The 17749-nt window shown below is 73.0% G+C and carries 17 protein-coding genes; 4 read left to right on the top strand and 13 right to left on the bottom strand.

Annotation, left to right across the window (positions count from 1 at the left end):
• The first annotated feature begins 551 nt into the window (after window positions 1-551).
• Entirely contained in the window at window positions 552-1565 is a 1014-nt protein-coding gene (trpS, locus tag K7854_RS35810; RefSeq protein WP_226030735.1) for a tryptophan--tRNA ligase, read from the top strand.
• A 15-nt stretch (window positions 1566-1580) separates the two neighbouring features.
• Here the strand turns inward: trpS and proC are convergent, their stop codons facing one another.
• Window positions 1581-2393 carry a pyrroline-5-carboxylate reductase gene (gene proC, locus K7854_RS35805; protein WP_226030734.1) on the bottom strand — a complete coding sequence of 271 codons (813 nt, stop codon included), beginning with the start codon at window positions 2391-2393 and terminating at the stop codon, window positions 1581-1583.
• A 150-nt stretch (window positions 2394-2543) separates the two neighbouring features.
• Window positions 2544-2927 carry a winged helix-turn-helix transcriptional regulator gene (locus K7854_RS35800; RefSeq protein ID WP_226030733.1) on the bottom strand — a complete coding sequence of 128 codons (384 nt, stop codon included), beginning with the start codon at window positions 2925-2927 and terminating at the stop codon, window positions 2544-2546.
• Window positions 2928-3016: 89 nt separating this feature from the next.
• On the opposite strand from K7854_RS35800, the gene K7854_RS35795 reads away from it, so the two are divergent.
• Window positions 3017-3946 (top strand): NADP-dependent oxidoreductase, encoded by a 930-nt coding sequence (locus K7854_RS35795; protein WP_226030732.1) that lies wholly within the window; start codon window positions 3017-3019, stop codon window positions 3944-3946.
• 133 nt (window positions 3947-4079) lie between these two features.
• On the opposite strand, the gene K7854_RS35790 is transcribed toward K7854_RS35795, so the two are convergent.
• The 6 genes from K7854_RS35790 to K7854_RS35765 form a co-directional block, all read right to left on the bottom strand.
• Window positions 4080-4880 (bottom strand): ABC transporter permease, encoded by an 801-nt coding sequence (locus K7854_RS35790; RefSeq protein WP_226030731.1) that lies wholly within the window; start codon window positions 4878-4880, stop codon window positions 4080-4082.
• Window positions 4877-5713 (bottom strand): ABC transporter ATP-binding protein, encoded by an 837-nt coding sequence (locus K7854_RS35785; RefSeq protein ID WP_226030730.1) that lies wholly within the window; start codon window positions 5711-5713, stop codon window positions 4877-4879. The genes K7854_RS35790 and K7854_RS35785 overlap by 4 nt, the downstream gene beginning before the upstream one ends.
• 42 nt (window positions 5714-5755) lie before the next feature.
• On the bottom strand, window positions 5756-6583 hold the full coding sequence (locus tag K7854_RS35780) for a class I SAM-dependent methyltransferase (RefSeq protein ID WP_226030729.1): 828 nt from the start codon (window positions 6581-6583) through the stop codon (window positions 5756-5758).
• A 327-nt stretch (window positions 6584-6910) separates the two neighbouring features.
• A complete protein-coding gene (locus K7854_RS35775) occupies window positions 6911-7414 on the bottom strand; it encodes an EamA/RhaT family transporter (protein WP_226030728.1) in 504 nt (167 codons plus the stop codon).
• Window positions 7415-7455: 41 nt separating this feature from the next.
• On the bottom strand, window positions 7456-8142 hold the full coding sequence (locus K7854_RS35770; RefSeq protein WP_226030727.1) for a DUF4232 domain-containing protein: 687 nt from the start codon (window positions 8140-8142) through the stop codon (window positions 7456-7458).
• Window positions 8143-8292: 150 nt separating this feature from the next.
• Complete coding sequence (locus K7854_RS35765; RefSeq protein ID WP_226030726.1) at window positions 8293-8622, bottom strand: SH3 domain-containing protein; 330 nt, start codon at window positions 8620-8622, stop codon at window positions 8293-8295.
• 185 nt (window positions 8623-8807) lie between these two features.
• On the opposite strand from K7854_RS35765, the gene K7854_RS35760 reads away from it, so the two are divergent.
• Window positions 8808-10958 (top strand): serine/threonine-protein kinase, encoded by a 2151-nt coding sequence (locus tag K7854_RS35760; RefSeq protein WP_226030725.1) that lies wholly within the window; start codon window positions 8808-8810, stop codon window positions 10956-10958.
• A 25-nt stretch (window positions 10959-10983) separates the two neighbouring features.
• Here the strand turns inward: K7854_RS35760 and ilvD are convergent, their stop codons facing one another.
• The 4 genes from ilvD to K7854_RS35740 all read right to left on the bottom strand — a co-directional run bounded on the left by ilvD (window position 10984) and on the right by K7854_RS35740 (window position 15487).
• Window positions 10984-12837 carry a dihydroxy-acid dehydratase gene (gene ilvD / locus K7854_RS35755; RefSeq protein WP_226030724.1) on the bottom strand — a complete coding sequence of 618 codons (1854 nt, stop codon included), beginning with the start codon at window positions 12835-12837 and terminating at the stop codon, window positions 10984-10986.
• A gap of 120 nt (window positions 12838-12957) precedes the next feature.
• Window positions 12958-13569 (bottom strand): TetR/AcrR family transcriptional regulator, encoded by a 612-nt coding sequence (locus tag K7854_RS35750; protein WP_226030723.1) that lies wholly within the window; start codon window positions 13567-13569, stop codon window positions 12958-12960.
• Window positions 13566-14426 (bottom strand): sugar phosphate isomerase/epimerase family protein, encoded by an 861-nt coding sequence (locus K7854_RS35745; RefSeq protein ID WP_226030722.1) that lies wholly within the window; start codon window positions 14424-14426, stop codon window positions 13566-13568. Before K7854_RS35745 ends, K7854_RS35750 begins: the two co-directional genes overlap by 4 nt.
• 128 nt (window positions 14427-14554) lie before the next feature.
• Entirely contained in the window at window positions 14555-15487 is a 933-nt protein-coding gene (locus K7854_RS35740) for a Ppx/GppA family phosphatase (protein WP_226030721.1), read from the bottom strand.
• A gap of 71 nt (window positions 15488-15558) precedes the next feature.
• Between K7854_RS35740 and K7854_RS35735 the strand changes: the two genes are divergently transcribed.
• A complete protein-coding gene (locus tag K7854_RS35735) occupies window positions 15559-16371 on the top strand; it encodes a DUF3109 family protein (protein ID WP_226030720.1) in 813 nt (270 codons plus the stop codon).
• Between the two features lie 26 nt (window positions 16372-16397).
• Here the strand turns inward: K7854_RS35735 and K7854_RS35730 are convergent.
• Window positions 16398-17749 (bottom strand): BACON domain-containing protein (locus tag K7854_RS35730; RefSeq protein ID WP_226030719.1); only part of this gene is annotated, 1352 nt, incomplete at its 5' end.

The following is a 17749-nucleotide window of genomic DNA, read 5'->3' as shown; positions in this document are numbered from 1 at the left end:
TGCTTTCCAGGTTCCCGCTTCCGCGTTTCCCTTTCCGGCGGTTCCGACTCTATCAGATCCTTTCGGGCTCTGATTCCCCGTCAGAGGGGGTTGTCTCCGCTGCCCTTGGGCCGTTTCGACGAGGTGAGACTCTAGCGGACTCCCGGCTCCCGAGCTAATCGGGGGCCGCGTTCTTTCGAACGTGGATTCCTCATTCCGTAAATACGCGCACCGACAGGACGACGACGCCGACAACGCGACTGTTCGTCGAAGAGTGGTTGGTACTTGCGGAATCGCTGTCCGGGGACCGACCGGGGTCGGCGCTCACGTCGGACAACTCGGAGAACACTAGGAGTGCGGGGCGATCGTGTCAAATCCCGGGTGGTGCGGGCGGCGCGGGCGTAGTGTGGGTCTCGTGACGACGCGTACGTGTACCCAGCTCTGGCGGGCCGCCTGACGGCGGCCGCACACACGTATGCACTCGACGGCCGCCGCTTCGGCGGCCGTTCTCGTATCTCCCTCCAGGAGGGGCGGCCGGCCGGTGGCGGCGGCCCTGACCAGGAGGTGGAGAGATGACACGGGTCTTCAGTGGGGTCAAGCCGACCGGGCACCTGACGCTGGGGAACTATCTGGGGGCCATGCGGCGGTGGGTCGCGGTGGACCAGCACCGGTCGGACGCGCTGTTCTGCGTCGTCGACCTGCACGCGCTGACCGTGGACCACGATCCGGCGCGGGTGCGCAGACTCAGCCGGCAGGCGGCGTCGCTGTTGCTGGCGACGGGCCTGGATCCCGAGCTGTGCACCGTGTTCGTGCAGAGCCACGTGGACGAGCACGCCCGGCTGTCGTACCTGCTGGAGTGCGTCGCGACGGACGGGGAGATGCGACGGATGATCCAGTACAAGGAAAAGGCCCCGCGGGAGCGGTCGCGGGGTGGGAGTGTGCGGCTCTCGCTGCTGACGTATCCCGTGCTGATGGCGGCGGACATCCTGGCGTACGGGACGGACGAGGTGCCGGTCGGGGACGACCAGACCCAGCATGTGGAGCTGGCGCGGGATCTCGCGGTGCGGTTCAACCAGCGGTACGGGCACACCTTCGTGGTGCCACGGGCGACCAGTCCGGGGTCGGCGGCCCGGGTCATGAACCTGCAGGATCCGGCTTCGAAGATGGGCAAGAGCGACGACGCCGGGCCGGGGATCGTCTATCTGCTGGACGAGCCGGACGTGGTGCGGAGGAAGGTCATGCGGGCCGTGACCGACAGCGGGAGTGACGTCGTCTACGACCGGGAGGAGCGGCCCGGGCTCGCGAACCTGCTGGAGATCCTCGCCGCCTGCACCGGCGGGGACCCGGCGGAGCTGGCGGGTGGCTACGACTCGTACGGCGCGTTGAAGAAGGACACCGCGGAGGCGGTCGTCGAGGTGCTGCGGCCCGTGCAGGAGCGGCACAAGGAGCTGTGCGCCGATCCCGGGTACGTGGACGGTGTGCTCCGGGAGGGGGCCGGGAAGGCCCGGGCGGCGGCGCGGCCGACGGTGGACGCCGCCTACCGGGCGATCGGGCTGCTGCCGCCGGTGGACGCGGCCGCCCGGTAGGCGCCGGGCCGGTCGTCAGTCCTTGGTGCCGGAGGCCAGCTCGCGGCTGCGGTCGCGGGCGGCCTCCAGGGCGGCGATGAGGGCGGCGCGGACGCCGTGGTTCTCCAGCTCGCGGATGGCGTTGATGGTGGTGCCGGCGGGGGACGTGACGTTCTCGCGGAGCCTGACGGGGTGTTCGCCGCTGTCGCGGAGCATCTTCGCGGCGCCGATCGCGGACTGGACGATCAGGTCGTGGGCCTTGTCGCGGGGCAGGCCGAGGAGGATGCCGGCGTCGGTCATGGCCTCGACCAGGTAGAAGAAGTACGCCGGGCCGGAGCCGGAGAGGGCGGTGCAGGCGTCCTGCTGGGACTCGGGGACGCGGAGGGTCTTGCCGACGGCGCCGAAGATCTCCTCGGTGTGGGTCAGGTGGGCGGCGGTCGCGTGAGTGCCGGCGGAGATGACGGACATGGCCTCGTCGACGAGGGCCGGGGTGTTCGTCATGACCCGGACGACCGGGGTGCCGGGGGCCAGGCGCTCCTCGAAGAAGGAGGTGGGGATGCCCGCCGCGCCGCTGATGACCAGGCGGTCGGCCGGGACGTGCGGGGCGAGTTCGTCGAGGAGGGTGCCCATGTCCTGCGGCTTGACCGTGAGGATCAGGGTGTCGGCGGTCTTGGCGGCCTCGGCGTTGGTGACCGGGGTGACTCCGTGCCGGGCGCGGAGTTCGTCGGCCCGTTCCCGGCGGCGGGCGGTGACCAGCAGGTCGGCGGGGGCCCAGCCGGCGCCGATCATGCCGCTGAGCAGGGCTTCGCCGATCTTGCCGGTGCCGAGGACGGCGACTTTCTGGGTCATGGGTTCGGTGCCCTCCGGTGCGCTGTCCGTTCTTGCGTGCGTCGTCGTCATCCTCGCATTCGGGGGGTGCGGAGGGGTGGCGCGTCCAGTCCGCGGGACGGTTGTCCTGGATGGCTGTACCGGCTGGAGTGGCTGTCCCTGGTGGGGGCCTCAGTTGCTGTGGGCGGCGGCCGGTTCGGGGGCGGCGTCGAGCGCATCGAGCACTGCGTCGCCGTTCGCCCTCGCCCACTCGGTCAGCATGTGGATCGGTTCGATCAGCGTCGACCCGAGCGGGGTGAGCTCGTACTCGACGCGGGGCGGCACCTCGGCGTAGGCGTGGCGGCGGATGAGTCCATGCGCCTCGAGCCGTCGGAGCGTCTGGGTGAGCACCTTGCGGGAGATGCCGCCGATCAGCTCGATCAGCTGGCCGTGGCGCACTGGGCCCCGGCTGAGGCCGTAGAGCACGACCACCGTCCACTTGTCGGCGATCAGCTCGACCGCAAGACGCGCCGGACAGTCGGCGAGAAAGGAATCCCCGGGACCGAAACCGCTCATGGCGCCAAAGGTACCCGCGCTGAAGTTACCTGGTGGTTCCTGTCGCATTCATAGCCTGGGTCCTCTCCCCTTCCAGAGCCAGGAGAGTCATGCGAGTCATCACCCAGCAGACGCTCGGCGGTCCCGAGGTGCTCACCATCGTGGACGCGTCCGAGCCCCAGCCCCTTCCGTCCGAGGTTCTCGTCCGGGTCAAGGCCATCGGGCTGAACCCGCTGGAGGCGCGCCTGCGCGCCGGCGAGTTCCCGCTGATCGGCCGGCCGCCCTTCGTTCTGGGCTGGGACATCAGCGGCGTGGTGGAGGAGGCGCCGGGGACGTGGCGGTTCAGGCCCGGCGACGAGGTGTTCGGGATGCCGCTGTTCCCGCGGGCGGCGAGCGCGTACGCCGAGGTCGTGTCGGCGCCGGCGTTGCACCTGGCGCGCAAGCCGGCGTCGCTCTCGCACGTCGAGGCGTCGGCGCTGCCGGTCGTCGGGCTGACGGCGTGGCAGGGCCTCGTCGACCTCGGCGACGTGAGGGAGGGCGACCGCGTCCTGGTCCACGGCGGTGGTGGCGGGGTCGGCCACGTCGCGATCCAGATCGCGAAAGCGCTCGGCGCACACGTGATCGCGACCGCCAGCGGGAGCAAGCGGGAGTTCGTCGAGGGGTTCGGCGCCGACGAGGTGATCGACTACACGGCGGTCGACTTCACCGAGGCGGTCCGCGACATCGACGTCGTGCTCGACACGATCGGCGGTGACACCGTCGAGCGGTCGATCGAAGTGCTCCGCCCGGGCGGTCACCTGGTGACGGCGGTCGCCGAGGAGGATGCGCAGCTCATCGCCAGGTACGAGGCGGCCGGCATGCGCTGCAGCGGCATCGCGGTCGACCCCGATCCGGTCGCCCTGCGAGGTCTCGTCGACCTCGTCGAACAGGGCAGGCTCCGGGTCCACGTGCAGGAGACGTTCCCGTTCGAGCGCGTCGCCGACGCGCACCGGGTGCTCGACGGCGGTCACCTTCAGGGCAAGCTCGTCCTCACCGTCTGATCCCGGTGGTGGGGGCCGATCAGGGTTTTCGCCCCCGCCGCCCCTTCCCTTCCCGTCCCGTCCCTGGGGGCTGCGCCCGCAGACCCCCGCTTTCGGCCTGGACGGCCTCGTCCTCAAGCGCCGGACGGGCTGATCAGGTCGTTCGGCGTTTCAAGGTCGCCGCGCCCAGGGCCAGGACCAGCAACGCGCAACCCGCGACGATCAGGGCGTCGCGGACGAAGGTGGCCGTCATGTCGGTGTGGCGCAGGACCTCGTTCATGCCGTCGACGGCGTAGGACATGGGCAGGACGTCGGAGACGGCCTCCAGGGCGGGGTGCATGTTGTCGCGCGGGGTGAAGAGGCCGCAGAGGAGGAGCTGGGGGAAGATCACTGCCGGCATGAACTGCACCGCCTGGAACTCGGAGGCCGCGAAGGCCGAGACGAAGAGGCCGAGCGCCGTGCCCAGGAGGGCGTCGAGCAGGGCGACCAGCAGGAGGAGCCAGGGGCTGCCCGTCACGTCCAGGTCCAGGAACCAGACCGCCAGCCCGGTGGCGAGGGCCGACTGGACGATGGCGAGGGCGCCGAAGGCGAGGGCGTAGCCGGCGATGAGGTCGCCCTTGCCGAGGGGCATGGCGAGGAGGCGTTCGAGGGTGCCGGAGGTGCGCTCGCGCAGCGTCGCGATGGAGGTGACCAGGAACATCGTGATCAGCGGGAAGATGCCGAGGAGCGAGGCGCCGATGTTGTCGAAGGTGCGCGGGCTGCCGTCGAAGACGTAGCGCAGCAGGAAGAGCATCACGCAGGGGATCAGCATCAGGAGCGCGATGGTGCGGGGGTCGTGGCTCAGCTGGCGCAGCACCCGGGTCGCGGTGGCCGTGGTGCGGGAGAGGCTCAGGGGGCGGGTGGGAGCCGGGGTGAGGGTGGGCGCGGAGGCCGTGGGGGCCGTGGGCGTGGTCATCGGGTGGTCTCCTTCGTGCGGGCCGCCGTCCGCGCCTTCGCCTTCGCGTCGTCGACCAGGCGGAGGAAGGCCTCCTCGACCGTCTCGGAGCCGGTGCGGGTGCGCAGGGCGTCGGGGGTGTCGTCGGCGAGGACCTCGCCCTCGCGCATCAGGAGCAGCCGGTGGCAGCGCTCGGCCTCGTCCATGACGTGGGAGGAGACGAGGATCGTGGCGCCGCGGTCGGCGGCGATGGAGTGGAAGAGGGTCCACAGGTCCCGGCGGAGTACCGGGTCGAGGCCGACCGTGGGTTCGTCGAGGACCAGGAGTTCGGGGGCGCCCAGGAGGGCCACGGCGAGCGAGACGCGGCTGCGCTGGCCGCCGGAGAGGTTGCCGGCCAGGGCGTCGGCGTGGCCGGTGAGGTCGACGTCGGCGATGACCCGGGTGACGTCCTCGCGGCGGTGGGCGGCGGCCGCCCGGCCGGGGTCGAGGATCTCGGCGAAGTAGTCGAGGTTCTGGCGGACGGTCAGGTCGTCGAAGACGGACGGGGCCTGGGTGACGTAGCCGATGCGGGTGCGCAGGGCCGGGTGGCCGGCCGGGCGGCCGAGGACGTCCAGGGTGCCGGCGACCTTGGCCTGGGTGCCGACGATGGCCCGCATCAGGGTCGACTTGCCGCAGCCGGAAGGGCCCAGGAGGCCGGTGATGCGACCGCGCGGGACGGTGAAGCCGAGGCCCCGCAGGACGGTGCGGGTGCCGCGGGTCACGGTGAGGTTCTCGGCGTGGACGGCGGGCGGGGCGGGGTCGTCGCCGCGTCCTTCGGGTGGCCGGGAGGCGTGGTCCGGCGGGTAATTCATCATGTGATGAATACTCCTCCCGGGCGCCCGCGGCGTCAAGCGCCCTCAGGTCCTCGGGGTCGTTCCGACGAGGAGGTGGACGTCGTACGTCTCCTCGACGAGGCCGTCCGGGAACACGGCGAGCAGGTGCCGGCGCTCTTCGGCGAAGAAGGCCGCGGCGCGTTCCTCGGTGTCCGTCAGGAAGACCGAGTGGCTGCCGAGGTTGGCCAGGTGGGTGTCGAGGGGGACGCGACGGTTCCAGCGGACCTCGCGGTGGACGAAGTCGAAGGTGCCGGTGGGGTCGGCGAAGCGGGTGTCGAGATTGCGTTTCTCGGCGGAGAGGTTCAGGCCCGCGAAGTGCCGGTCGATGCGGCGGCCCGCGTCCGCGATCCACGGCACGTCGTGGGCGTCGGTGTTCCACCACAGCGCCAGCGCGCCGCCCGGGCGCAGCACGCGCAGCGCCTCCGGCACGGCCAGGGCGGGGTCGGTCCAGTGCCAGGCCTGGGCGTAGGTGAGGAGGTCGGCGCTGTGGCCGGCGAGGGGCAGCGCGTTGCCGTTGCCGCGGACCACGGGTACGCCGGGGAGGGTGCGGCGGAACTCGGCGGCCATGCCGGCGCCGGGCTCCACGGCGATCACGTCGGCGCCGCGTTCGTGCAGGCGGACGGTGGCGAGGCCGGTACCGGCGCCGACGTCCACGACACGGGCGCCCCTGAGCGGGCGGCCGGTCAGCTCCTCCAGCGCGTCGAAGAGGGCGGGCGGGTAGGAGGGGCGGTTGGCGGCGTACTGGGCCGCGGCGGCGTTGAAGGAGTGGGCCCGGGCTCGGTGACCGGCCGGCTGCGCGGGGGCGGCGGCCTGCGGAGTGGCCCGGTCGTCCGGGGTCAGCGGTGTCGTCATGCGGCCATGGTGGCCGTACGGGTGTGGGGGGCGCAGGGGGTTGCCGGAGTCCCCGGCCCACCGGTCGGGTGCCCGGCGGCGCTGCTTGCGCGGGGCTGCTTACGGCGGCGCGGGATGCGCGGGGCTACTTCCAGCGGCGCTGCTTGCGCAGGGCTACTTCCAGCGGCGCTGCTTGCGCAGGGCTACTTCCAGCGGCGCGGGATGCGCAGGGCTACTTCCAGCGGCGCGGGATGCGCCGGGCTACTTCCAGCGGCGCGGGATGCGCAGGGCTACTTCCAGCGGCGCGGGATGCGCGGGGCTGCTCACGGCGGCGCCGCTTGCGCAGGGCTACTTCCGGCGGCGCTTCTTCGACGGGTTGCCCGAGCGGCGGGTGGTGCGCTTCTCGTACTCCTCGCGGGCCTTCTCGTACTCCTCGCGGTGCAGCTGCTCGCCCGGTGCCTCGGTGAAGGTGCGGAAGAAGTAGGCGAGGAGGGAGCCGACGAAGCCGATGGCGAGCAGGCCGCGCATGGAGGCCTGGCGGTCGGGGTCGGGGCGGCTGGTGAAGCCGGACCAGGTGTGGCGGAAGGCCACGGCGCTGCAGATCGCGAACATCACGATCATCAGCAGCGAGACGAAGCTGCCGATGTCGGCGATCTGCAGGCCCTGGTAGGCGACCCGGAGCACGAAGCAGGCGGCGGCCGCCACGGCGAGGGAGCCCACGGCGAGGCCCACCCGGCGGGCCAGGTAGCCCTGGTCATGGTCCACCCAGGTCGTGCCGTAGAACCGGAGGGGTTCGGGGCGGGGGCCCGCGGCGGTGTCCGGGGTGCCGTTCTTGCCGTTCTCTGCGCTCACGGGTCGATTATGGCGCGCGCCGTTCGGGGCGTGCCGTGCGGTCAGCCGCCCTGGCCGGCGCTGCCGAGCGGGCCGACCTGCACCGGGGTGCCGGAGCCGTCCGTGACGGGCAGCGAGGAGCCGCCCGGCCAGTCGAGGGTGACCGACTTGGTCTCGTCGGGCGGGGTCACCACCAGGCCGGTGATGCGGACGCCGGAGCCGCCCGAGTCGTTGATCGGGTAGGAGATGCCGAAGGTCACCGTCTCCCCGTCGCCGAGGACGATCCTGGGGGCCGGGTCGCCGATGCGCTCGGCGGACACGGTGCCCGAGTTCGTCTTCAGGTCGACGCCCGCGTAGCCCGCGAGGGAGCAGTCCCGGCCGCCGCCGTTCTTCAGGTCCACCGCGACGGTGCCGTCCGGGTCGCCGCTGATGGTGGCGTCGATCGCCGTGATCTCCAGTTCGTCGGTGCTGCACTTGGCGGCCTTGCCGTCCTCGCCGGCCCCGCCCGTGCCGCCGGAGCCCCCCGTCCCGTCGCTGCCGCCGGTCCCGTTGGGGGATTTCCCCGCGGAGTCGGAGCCGTCCTGCTGGTCCGAGCCGGCCGATTCCGAGCCGCCGTTCGAGGTGGACGCGGTGGAGGCGGCCGGCGGTGCGGCGCCCTGGTCCGTGCCGCCGTCGTCGTTCTGGCAGGCGGTGAGCGAGAGACCGGCGGCGAGGGCCATGGCGGCGAGGGTCAGCTTGCGAACGCGCATCGTTGTCTACCTCAGAGTCGGTTGGCGTGCCGGGCCGCCCGTACCGATCGGCCCGAGCGGGTGCTTCCGAACACCAAGACCCACTCGGCCCGGCACGCCGTTCCCCTCGGCAACCTCCTAAGACGTCCTCAAGACAGCCCTGTTACAAGGTCAGCAGCGAGGGGCCACGTAGCCGTCGCTGCCGGTGAGGATGTACGTGTCCGAGACGTACTGGCCGCTGCCGATGTTGTCCCAGATGTTCGAGGTGCCGTAGGGGCCGGAGACCCACTCCCCCGTGCGCTGGCAGTTGATCGTGACCCTGGCGCCCTCGGCCAGGACGCGCACCACGGAGTAGTTGGTGCCCGGGCCGCTGCGCACGTTCAGGCGGTAGCCCGGCGCGACCGGGTAGGAGCGCAGCGCCGCCGCCGCGACCACTGCCTCGCCCGCCGTCCCTTCGCCCTCTCCCCCGTCGCCGATGTTCTGGACCTGGTCGACCGACATGAAGAAACTCCCCCCGTTGCACACCCCACGACTGTCGCGGGGCACCGTTGATACCCCAAGAACAGGCCATGAAACACCAGTTCGCAAGTCGCACACGCGGGTCGGCAGGCCGCCTCTGCCCCGGGCGCCCCATCGACTAGGCTCCGATCATCGCTCGCGCGAACGAACAGCACGGGGGTGGTTCCATGGCGCCGCAGCGGGATGCCGGAGCGGACGCGGAAGCGGAACTTCCGGAGTACGCCGGCCACTACCGCCTGGAGTCCCGCCTCGGCTCGGGCGGCATGGGCGTCGTGCACCTGGCCCGCAGCACCTCCGGGATGCGCGTCGCGGTCAAGGTCGTACACGCCACGTATGCCAGGGATCCCGAGTTCAGGGGGCGTTTCCGGCAGGAGGTGGCCGCCGCCCGGCGAGTGAGCGGAGCCTTCACGGCGCCGGTCGTGGACGCCGACCCGGATGCCGGGCGGCCCTGGATGGCGACCCTGTTCATCCCCGGCCCGACGCTCTCGGAGCAGGTGAAGCGGAACGGGCCGATGGACGAGCCGCAGTTGCGCCGGCTGATGGCCGGGCTTGCCGAGGCGCTGCGCGACATCCACCGGGTCGGCGTCGTGCACCGGGACCTGAAACCGAGCAACGTCCTGCTCGCCGAGGACGGTCCGAAGGTCATCGACTTCGGCATCTCCCGGCCGAAGGACAGCGAACTGCGCACCGAGACCGGGAAGCTGATCGGTACGCCGCCGTACATGGCGCCCGAGCAGTTCCGGCGGCCCCGGGAGGTGGGGCCCGCGGCCGACGTGTTCACCCTCGGGTCGCTGATGGTGCACGCGGCGACCGGACGGGGGCCGTTCGACTCGGACAGCCCGTACGTCGTCGCCTACCAGGTCGTGCACGACGAACCCGATCTGACCGGCGTACCGGACTCGCTCGCGCCGCTGGTGCTGCGGTGTCTGGCCAAGGAGCCGGAGGACCGGCCGACGCCGGACGAGCTGATGCGGGAGCTGCGGTCGGTCGCGGCGGCCTATGACACGCAGGTGTTCATACCGGCACCGCGGGAGGCCGCCGGGGAGGAAGCCGCCCCGGAGGGTCCCGGCGAGCCGACCGGAGCGGCCGAGACTTCCGGGAAGTCCGGCAAGGCCGGGAGGCCCGGACGGGTCGTGCGGCGGCTGGGTAAGCGGTCGGCGCTCGTCGCCGGGGCCTTGTGCCTCGCCGTGGTCGGGGGTGTCGTGGCCGTGCAGGCGTTCGGCGGTGCCGAGCCCGCGGGCACGCCCGCCGCGCAGAGCGCACCGGGCGGGTTCGGGGCGTGGGAGGCGGTGCCGGCGGCGAAGGACACCGGGATGCCGCAGTGCTCGTACGCGGCGCGGCGGCTGCTGTGCGCGCGGCCCGGCATGGTCTTCGCAGTCGATCCGGCCGACGGGAGCACGCTGTGGCGCCACCCGGTGACGGAGGCCGTGCGGAACGAACCGCCGGTCGTGTCGGGCGGCCTCGTCCAGCCCGAGGTCGGCCTGCTGGGGCCGCTGGAGGCGCTCGACCCGGCGACGGGTGAACCGGAGTGGCAGCAGGACATGCCCGCCTACGACGGCCTGCGTACCGTCGGCGACATGCTGCTGCTGACCCGGTCCGACGGGATGGTCACCGGTGTGGACAGCGCCTCGGGGCGGACGACGTGGACGCGCCGGATCCCCGGGCAGGCGGTGCCGTACTTCACCTCGTTCGCCGGGGAGCGGCGGCCGGCGGCGTACGCGACGAGCCCGAGCGCGGACGGGCAGCGGACCCGGGTCACCGCGGTGGACCCGGCGAGCGGGGACGTGCGGTGGGACGCGGAGCTGGCGGGGACCTTGACGCCGGTGGGGGCGGCGGACGGGTCGGTGTTCCTCGTCGCCGAGGGGCGGACGTACAGCGACGTCAAGGCCGTGGTCCGCTACACGCCCGCCACCGGGGCAACCCGGCGGGTGACGCTGCCGATCCCGGTCGAGCAGGCGTCGGCGTCGGCGGGCGTGCGCGGAGACACCGTGTACCTCATGGGCGCGGGCGGCTCGCTGGTCGCCGTGGACATGGCGGCGGGGAAGCAGGCGTGGCGGCTGGAGACGGGTGTGAGCCGGGGCTCGGCGCCGGTCTCCGACGGCCGGCACGTGTACGTCACCGTCCCCGACGGGCGGCTGCTGGGCGTCGACGCCCGCAAGGGCAAGCTCCTCGGGCAGACCCGGCCCCGGCTCGGCGCCGACTCCGACAAGGTGCCCGCGTCCCTGCCGGCGCCGCTGGTCGCGGGCGGGCACGTGTACGCCGGGGCGCCGGACGGGACGGTGTTCGGGGTGTCCGGGCGGGACCCGGGGGCCTGGTAGGCCAGCGGTCCCGCCCGGCCCGGGGTCAGCCCAGCTTGCTGACGTCGCGCACCGCGCCCTTGTCCGCGCTGGTGGCCATCGCGGCGTACGCCCTCAGGGCCGCGGAGACCTTGCGGTCGCGGTTCTTCGGGGCGTACACGCCGTTCAGGGCCTGCTCGCGGCGGGTCAGCTCGGCGTCGTCCACGAGCAGCTCGATGGAGCGGTTCGGGATGTCGATGCGGATCCGGTCGCCGTCCTCGACCAGGGCGATGGTGCCGCCGGCCGCCGCCTCCGGGGAGGCGTGGCCGATGGACAGGCCCGAGGTGCCGCCGGAGAAGCGGCCGTCGGTGACCAGGGCGCAGGCCTTCCCGAGGCCGCGGCCCTTCAGGTACGAGGTCGGGTAGAGCATCTCCTGCATGCCGGGGCCGCCCTTGGGGCCCTCGTAGCGGATGACGACGACGTCGCCCTCCTTGACCTGCTGGGTGAGGATCTTCTGGACGGCCTCCTCCTGCGACTCGCAGACGACCGCCGGGCCCTCGAAGGTCCAGATCGACTCGTCGACGCCGGCCGTCTTGACGACGCAGCCGTCCACGGCGAGGTTGCCGCGCAGCACGGCGAGGCCGCCGTCCTTGGAGTAGGCGTGCTCCACGGAGCGGATGCAGCCGCCCTCGGCGTCCTCGTCCAGGGAGTCCCAGCGCTCGGACTGGGAGAAGGCCTCGGCGGAGCGGACGCAGCCGGGGGCCGCGTGCCACAGCTCGACGGCCTCCGGGGAGGGCGAGCCGCCGCGGATGTCCCAGGTCTTCAGCCAGTCGGCGAGCGACGGGCTGTGGACGGAGTGCACGTCCTCGTTGAGCAGGCCACCGCGGTGCAGCTCGCCGAGGAGGGCGGGGATGCCGCCCGCGCGGTGCACGTCCTCCATGTAGTACGTGCGGTCCTTGGCCACGTTGGGCGCGACCTTGGCCAGGCACGGGACGCGGCGCGAGAGGGCGTCCATCTCGGTGAGGCCGTAGCCGACCTCCGCCTCCTGGGCGGCGGCCAGCAGGTGCAGGATCGTGTTGGTCGAGCCGCCCATCGCGATGTCGAGTGCCATGGCGTTCTCGAAGGCCGCGGGGGTGGCGATGTTGCGGGGCAGGACCGAGTCGTCGTCCTGCTCGTAGTAGCGGCGGGTCAGGTCCAGGACCGTGCGGGCGGCGTTCTCGTACAGCGCCTTGCGGGCGGTGTGGGTGGCCAGCACCGAGCCGTTGCCGGGCAGGGAGAGGCCGATGGCCTCGGTGAGGCAGTTCATCGAGTTGGCGGTGAACATGCCGGAACAGGAGCCGCAGGTCGGGCAGGCGTTCTCCTCGATGCGGAGGATGTCCGCGTCGGAGATCTTCTCGTTGACCGCCTCCGACATCGCGTCGACCAGGTCGAGCGTGCGGACCGTGCCGTCGACCAGGGTGGCGCGGCCGGACTCCATCGGGCCGCCGGAGACGAAGACCGTCGGGATGTTCAGGCGCAGGGCCGCGTTGAGCATGCCCGGGGTGATCTTGTCGCAGTTGGAGATGCAGATCAGGGCGTCGGCGCAGTGGGCCTCGACCATGTACTCCACGCTGTCCGCGATCAGGTCGCGGGAGGGGAGGGAGTACAGCATGCCGCCGTGGCCCATCGCGATGCCGTCGTCCACGGCGATCGTGTTGAACTCGCGCGGGATGCCGCCGGCCGCGGCGACCGCCTCGCTGACGATCCGGCCGACCGGCGCCAGGTGCGTGTGGCCCGGCACGAACTCCGTGAAGCTGTTGGCGACGGCGATGATCGGCTTCCGCCCGATGTCCGCGCCGGGTACACCGGAGGCACGCATAAGGGCGCGGGCGCCCGCCATGTTGCGGCCGTGGGTGACTGTGCGGGACCTCAGTTCGGGCATCGTCGCTCGCTCCTTCGGAGAGTTATGACTGTCGTCGAGCGTACGCCGGTCATCCAGGGGTCGGGACGGGGTGTCCGGAATGCGGGACGCCCGTCTCGCCGTACGCCTGCGGCCGGGGCCTCAGGGGCCGGTGAGGTGGCCCTGTACGACCGGTGCGAGGCGGGCGATGATCTGCTCCGGGTCCGCGGAGGCCAGCGGCTCCACCTTGATCACGTAACGGAGCATCGCGCACCCCACCAGCTGCGCCGCCGCCAGTTCGACGCGCAGTTCCGCGTCCGGCAGGTCCACCTGGGCGGCGACCCGGCGCAGCACCTGGGCGGCGATCAGCCGCCGGAAGACGGCCGCGGCGGTCTCGTTGTTCACGGCGGAGCGGACGATGGCCAGCAGGGGTGTGCGGCTGGCCGGGTTCTCCCAGAGGTCGAGGATGAAGCGGGTGAGCCGCTCGCCGACCTCGTCGAGGGGGGCGTCGCCGACCGCCTCGGGGGCCCGCAGGGCCGGTGCGAAGGCGACCTCGATGGCCGCCTCGAAGACCTGCTCCTTGGTGCCGAAGTAGTGGTGCACCAGCGCCGGGTCCACGCCCGCCGCCTTGGCGATGCCGCGCACCGAGGTCTTCTCGTAGCCCCGCTCGGAGAACTCCTCGCGGGCCGAGGCGAGGATGCGGTCGCGGGTGTCCGCGGACTCCGTACGAGGCGGGCGGCCGCGGCGGCGGGTGGTCCCGCCTGCCTCGCTCACCGGCGGTCCGCCCGCGCCGCGCCGCCGGCCCCGGAGGCCGGGGACACGGTCTGGGCCAGGTGCCGGCGGGTGAAGGCCAGCGCCTCGGCGAGATCGGCCTCACGTTCGGCGCCGGACATCGCGCGCCTGGTGTTGACCTCGATGACGACGTGGCCGTCGAAGCCGGTGTGCGCGAGGTGCTCCAGCACCTCGGCGCAGGGCTGGTTGCCGCGGCCGGGGACCAGGTGCTCGTCCTTGGCGGAACCCTTGCCGTCGGCCAGGTGGACGTGGCCGAGACGGTCGCTCATGCGGTCGAGCATGCCGAGGGCGTCGGTGCGGGAGGTCGCGGCGTGGCTGAGGTCGATGGTGAAGTGCCGGTAGTCGTCGTTCGTCACGTCCCAGTCGGGGGCGTACGCCTGCATCTCGCGGTCGCGGTAGCGCCAGGGGTACATGTTCTCCACGGCGAAGCGGACGTCCGTCTCGTCGGCCATCCGCCAGATGCCCTCGACGAAGTCCCGCGCGTACTGGCGCTGCCAGCGGAACGGCGGGTGGACCACCACGGTGGACGCGCCGAGCTTCTCGGCGGCGGCGCGGGCGCGCTGGAGCTTGACCCAGGGGTCGGTGGACCAGACGCGCTGGGTGATGAGCAGGCACGGTGCGTGCACGGCGAGTATCGGCATCCGGTGGTAGTCGCTGAGCCTGCGCAGCGCCTCGATGTCCTGGCTGACCGGGTCCGTCCAGACCATCACCTCCACGCCGTCGTAGCCGAGGCGCGCGGCGATCTCGAAGGCCGTCGCCGTCGACTCCGGGTAGACGGAAGCCGTCGACAGGGCGACCTTCGTGTCCGGGGTGCGGATCACGTCCCTGGGTTTTGCCACGGGGGTCAGGGTACGGGGTGCCGGCCGGCGGCTGCGGGGTGCCCGATCGCCGTTGTGGTGAGTGCCATAGGGCGGGTGCGGCTGTGTTCCTGGTTCCCCGCGCCGTTCCCCGCGCCCCTTCGGGGGCGCTACACCGGCCCCATGTGGTCCAGGCGCCGCAGGATCACGCCCTCCCTGAGGGCCCAGGGGCAGATTTCCAGGTTCTCGACGTGGAAGAGGTCCATCGCGGCCTCGGCGACCAGGGCACCGGCCAGGAGCTGGTGCGCCCGGCCCTCGGAGACGCCGGGGAGTTCGGCGCGCTCGGTGCTGGTCATCGCGGCCAGGCGGGGCACCCAGGCCTCCAGCGAGGCACGCTTCAGCTCGCGCTGCACGTAGAGGCCCTCGGCGGAGCGGGCGGCGCCGGCGATGCGGGCCAGCTGCCGGAAGGTCTTCGAGGTGGCGACCACGTGGTCCGGGGCGCCCAGGCGGCTGAACTCGCCGACGGTCCGGGCGATCTCCGTACGGACGTGGCGGCGCAGCGACCTGACGTCGTCCGGGTGGGGCGGGTCGTCGGGCAGCCGGGCCGCGGTCAGCCGGCCCGCGCCGAGCGGCAGCGACACGGCGGCGTCCGGTTCCTCGTCGATGCCGTAGGCGATCTCCAGGGAGCCGCCGCCGATGTCGAGGACCAGCAGCCTGCCCGCGGACCAGCCGAACCAGCGGCGGGCGGCGAGGAAGGTGAGCCGGGCCTCCTCGGCGCCGGTGAGGACGGTCAGCTCGACGCCGGTCTCGGCCCGCACCCGCGCGAGGACGTCGTCGGCGTTGCTCGCCTCGCGCACGGCCGAGGTGGCGAACGGCAGGAGGTCCTCGACGCCCTTGTCCTCAGCCGCCTGGAGCGCCTGACTGACCACCGCGGCCAGCCGGTCGACGCCGTCGGGGCCGATCGCCCCGTCCTCGTCGAGGAGCTGGGCGAGGCGCAGTTCCACCTTGTGCGAGTGGGCGGGCAGCGGGCGGGCGCCGGGGTGGGCGTCCACCACCAGCAGATGCACCGTGTTCGAACCCACGTCGAGAACACCGAGTCTCATGTACGGAACGCTACTGCCAGCGGTGCTCGGGGTGGTGCCGTCCTTGCGCTCGGGCGACTTACCCTGGAGCCGTGCCAAAGACGAAAAAGGCGAAGGACGAAAAGTCGGCCAAGAAGGACAAGAAGCGCATCGCGGGCGACGAGAAGGGGCTCGACTTCGCGCGCGCGTGGGTGGAGTTCCTGGATCCGGCGGACGACGAGCAGGTCTTCCGGTGCGATCTGACATGGCTGACCTCTCGTTGGAACTGCATCTTCGGCAGCGGTTGCCAGGGCATCCAGGCGGGCCGCGCGGACGACGGGTGCTGCTCGCTGGGCGCGCACTTCTCCGACGAGGACGACGAGCAGCGGGTCGCCGGGCACGTGGCGAGGCTCACGCCGGACATCTGGCAGCACCACGCCGAGGGCACGCGCAACGGCTGGGTCTCCGAGGACGACGAGGGCTCCCGGCAGACCCGGCCGTTCCAGGGCTCGTGCATCTTCCAGAACCGGCCGGGGTTCTCCGGGGGTGCGGGGTGCTCGCTGCACATCCTGGCGCTGAAGGAGGGCCGGGAGCCGCTGGAGACCAAGCCGGACGTGTGCTGGCAGCTGCCGGTCCGGCGGACGTACGAGTGGATCGACCGGCCCGACGACACGCGCGTCCTCCAGGTGTCGATCGGTGAGTACGACCGGCGGGGGTGGGGTCCGGGCGGCCACGACCTGCACTGGTGGTGCACCTCGGCGACCTCGGCGCACGGCGCGGGGGACCCGGTGTACGTGTCCTACCGGCCGGAGCTGATCGAGCTGATGGGCAAGGCCGGGTACGACCGGCTGGTCGAGCTGTGCGAGGAGCGGCTGGCCTCGCAGCTGCCGTTGCTCGCACCGCATCCGGCGGATCCCGCTCGCTGAGCCCGGCCCCGGGCCCCGTGCCGGTGCTACGAGCCGGACGGGCTCGGGGTGCCGCCGTCACCGGTGCCCGGTGGTGACGAGCCGTTCGTGCCGCCGGTGGGGGACGGCTCGTTCGTCGACGGGTCCGGGTCGGGCGGCGTCGGCGTCGGTGTCGGCGACGGGTCGTCGCTGGGCGTGGGGTCGGGTGGCTGCGAGGTGGACGGGTCCGGGCCCGGGCCCGGGTCGCCGCCCGGGTGGGACGGGGACGAGCCGTCGTCGGGCGGGTCGGGGCGGGTGGTGCCCGGGCGGGACGGGGCGGGGGCGGGGCCGTACCCCTCGATGGCCACGACGGCGCCGGCGGGCGACACGGACACCCGTGCGCTCCAGTGGCCGGACGGCTCGCGCAGGTGGTCGACGTAGACCCGGACCGTCACGGTCTCGCCGGGGCTCAGGGTGCCCGCGGACCGGCTCAGGTAGAGCCAGGGGGCGCCGACGGACACGGACCAGCGCACCGGGGCGTCGCCGGTCGCGGTCAGGGTGACCAGCGTGGTGTCGCCGTCGTGGTCCGCGCTCACCCGGAGGTGGCCGGCGCCCTTCTCGGCGGCGCCGGGGACGCCGACGACCTCCACGGAGACGTCGGCCTCGCCGTTCTTGCCGAAGCCGGTGCCCGGGGTGGTGCTCGCGTTGCCGGCGTTCTCGTAGCCGTAGCGGCCGTCCGCCGACTCGCCCTCCGTGCCGTCCGGGTTCTGCGCCTCGCTGGCGCTGGCGGAGCGGCCCTCCTCGCCCTCGACGACGGGGGTGCCGCGGTAGGCCGCCCACAGGGCGAGCACGGGGGCCGCCACCACGGTGGCCACGACGGTGGTGGTGACGGCACGGGCGCGCAGGCGGTCCCGGCGGGCGGCGCGGTCCTTGGGGTCCATCGGGAAGCCGCGCCGGTCGAAGCGGGGGGCGCTGCCGCGCGCGCGGGAGGCGTGGGCCGGGGTTCTGAGCAGTGCGGCGCGGGGCGCTTCCAGGACGGGCAGCTCGGCGGGGGTGACGCTGGTGCCGGGCCAGCGGCCGGGGACCGCGCGCTCGGCGGTACGGCGGCAGCGGGGGCAGTCGTCGACGTGCCGGACCAGCTCGCGACGCAGGGCGCTGCTCAGGACGTAGCGGTTGTCGCCGGTGAGGCGGGCGACGCCGGCGCAGGTGCCGGTCTCCACCACGGCCAGGGCGGCGCGGGTGCGTTCCACCTCGCAGGCGGCCGAGGCGAGCAGTTCGCGGGTGGCGGCCGGCTCCATGCCGAGGACGGCGGCGACCTCGGCAGGGGTGAGGTGGTGGCGCACGGCCAGCTCCAGGGCCTCGCGCTGCTCGGGGGTGGTGCCGGCGGCCTCCGGCCAGGCGAGGAGGGCGAGTTCGCTGC

It is taken from the genome of Streptomyces hyderabadensis (assembly GCF_020404845.1).
GTDB lineage: Bacteria > Actinomycetota > Actinomycetes > Streptomycetales > Streptomycetaceae > Streptomyces > Streptomyces hyderabadensis.
This window is presented reverse-complemented; position numbering and strand designations above follow the sequence as displayed.